This window comes from Saccharopolyspora sp. 6V, assembly GCF_020176785.1.
Taxonomy (GTDB): Bacteria; Actinomycetota; Actinomycetes; order Mycobacteriales; family Pseudonocardiaceae; genus Saccharopolyspora_C; species Saccharopolyspora_C gregorii.
In genome coordinates this window covers 1-2,413 of the sequence record NZ_JAIUKB010000188.1, presented here as the reverse complement: position 1 = coordinate 2,413, position 2,413 = coordinate 1, and the positions used below count along the sequence as shown (strand labels likewise).

General features: G+C 74.1%; 2 protein-coding genes and 1 pseudogene. All 3 read right to left on the bottom strand.

What is annotated here, in order from left to right:
* Window positions 1-124: 124 nt before the first annotated feature.
* Complete coding sequence (locus LCD35_RS28335) at window positions 125-1,624, bottom strand: CoA-acylating methylmalonate-semialdehyde dehydrogenase (protein WP_224962538.1); 1,500 nt, start codon at window positions 1,622-1,624, stop codon at window positions 125-127.
* 290 nt (window positions 1,625-1,914) lie between these two features.
* Window positions 1,915-2,145, bottom strand: a complete 231-nt coding sequence (locus LCD35_RS30225; protein ID WP_255615728.1) for a DAK2 domain-containing protein — start codon at window positions 2,143-2,145, stop codon at window positions 1,915-1,917.
* A gap of 160 nt (window positions 2,146-2,305) precedes the next feature.
* Window positions 2,306-2,359 (bottom strand): annotated as a pseudogene (locus LCD35_RS30620) (hypothetical protein); the annotation flags it as partial.
* Between the last annotated feature and the right edge of the window lie 54 nt (window positions 2,360-2,413).

Genomic DNA, 2,413 nt, shown 5'->3' with positions numbered 1-2,413 from the left:
CCCGCCCCCCGGGGCCCCCCCGCCGGGGGGGGCGGGGACCCGCTCCAACCCACCCGCCCCCCCCCCCCCCGCGCGGGCCCCCCCCGGGGGGGGCCCCCGGGGGGGCCCCCCCGGGGGCGCGGGGTCAGTTCATCGTGGGGATGGTGAAGCTGGCGCCTTCCTTGAGCCCGGAGGGCCAGCGGGAGGTCACCGTCTTCGTCTTCGTGTAGAACTTGATCGAGTCCGGCCCGTGCTGGTTGAGGTCGCCGAATCCGGACCGCTTCCAGCCGCCGAACGTGTGGTAGGCGATCGGCACCGGGATCGGCACGTTCACCCCGACCATGCCGGTGTTGACGCGGCTGACGAACTCGCGCGCCGCGTCGCCGTCCCTGGTGAAGATCGCGACCCCGTTGCCGTACTCGTTCTCGCTGGGCAGCCGCACCGCCTCCTCGTAGTCCGCGGCGCGCACCACCGACAGCACCGGGCCGAAGATCTCCTCGCGGTAGATCCGCATGTCCGGGGTGACGTGGTCGAACAGCGAGGCGCCCGCGAAGAACCCGTCCTCGTGGCCCTCCAGGGCGAACCCGCGGCCGTCGACGAGCAGCGACGCGCCCTCCTCGACCCCGGCGGCGACGAGCTCGTCCACCCGCTGCAGCGCCTGCCTGGTCACCAGCGGCCCGAAGTCGGCGTCCGCGTCGAAGCTGGTGCCGATCTTGAGCTTGCGCACCCGCTCCACGAGCTTCTCCACCAGCGCGTCCGCGGTCGCCTCGCCGACCGGCACCGCCACCGAGATGGCCATGCACCGCTCGCCCGCCGAGCCGTAGCCCGCACCGACCAGCGCGTCCACCGCCTGGTCCAGGTCCGCGTCCGGCATCACGATCATGTGGTTCTTGGCGCCGCCGAAGCACTGCGCGCGCTTGCCGTGCGCGGCGGCGGTCGCGTAGATGTACTCGGCGATCGAGGAGGAGCCGACGAACCCGACGGCCTCGATCCGCGGGTCGGTGAGCACCGCGTCCACCGCCACCTTGTCGCCGTTGACCACGTTGAGCACACCCGGCGGCAGGCCCGCCTCGACGAACAGCTCGGCCAGCCGCAGCGGCACCGACGGGTCCCGCTCGGAGGGCTTGAGCACGAAGGAGTTGCCCGCCGCGATCGCCGGAGCGGCCTTCCACAGCGGGATCATCGCGGGGAAGTTGAACGGCGTGATGCCCGCGACCACACCCAGCGGCTGGCGCAGCGAGTACACGTCGATGCCGGTGCCCGCGTTCTCGCTGTACTCGCCCTTGAGCAGGTGCGGCACGCCGACCGCGAACTCGACGACCTCCAGGCCGCGCTGGATGTCGCCCTTGGCGTCGGCGACGGTCTTGCCGTGCTCGGCGGAGAGCAGCCGGGCCAGCGAGTCCATCTCCTCGCCGACCAGCTGCAGGAAGCGCATCAGCACCCGGGCTCGCTTCTGCGGGTTCTGCGCGGCCCACGCCGGCTGGGCCTCGGCCGCGTTCGCGACCGCGGCGGCGACCTCCTCGGCGGAGGCGAGCGGCACCTTGGCCTGCACCCCGCCGGTGTTCGGGTCGAACACGTCACCGAAGTTCCCGGAGGTACCGGCGACCCGTTCGCCGCCGATGAAGTGCTCCAACTCCTGGGACATACCGCACCGCACCTTTCGCCGTTCGCACCGTTGATCCCGGCCTGCCCGCATCGGCCACCGCTGCCGCCGGTCGACTCATCTAGTCGGCTTTTTAGTCGGGCTTCCAACCTTCGGTGACCCAATCATCAGCCTAGCCGGTGCGGCCGCAACAGGTGCCGCAGATCACAGCGTTCGAACGGGTGAAGCATCGGCTGGGCGGGGCGAGGGCGGTCCACGGCGGGGCCGGTTCCGTTCCCGGCGGACGCCGCTCCCGGGCCGTGCTGATCCCGGGCGGTGCCGCTCCGGCCGCGTCACTCCCGGTCGGACCGCACCGCCGTCGCGATCGTCTCCGCGACCAGCGCGAACGACAGCGCCCCCGCGTCCGGCGTGCCCAGGCCCCGTTCCGCGTTCTCCCGCGCCCGCCCCGCCTTCGGCCGCAGCGACGCCGTCCCGGCCGCCGCCCGCCGCGCCGCCGTCGCCGCCCGCGCCCACGAGCCCGACTCGGCGAACTCCGCGGCGAACGGCGGGATCGCGTCCACCATCGGCTTTTGCCCCGGCCCCCCCCCCCCCCGGGGGGAACTCCGCGGCTAACGGCGCGATGGCGTCCACCATCGTGTTGGCCCCGGGCCGCGCCCCGCCGGTGCGCACGATCGACTCCGCGAACGCCGCCACCCCCGCGGCCAGCTCCGCCGCCGTCGGCGCGCGCTCGTCGGAGAGCTCGCCCGCGAACGCCCGCAACCCGGTGCCCCACAGCACGCCCGAGGTACCGCCCGCCCGCCCGGCCCAGGCGCTGCCCGCCCGCGCCAACGT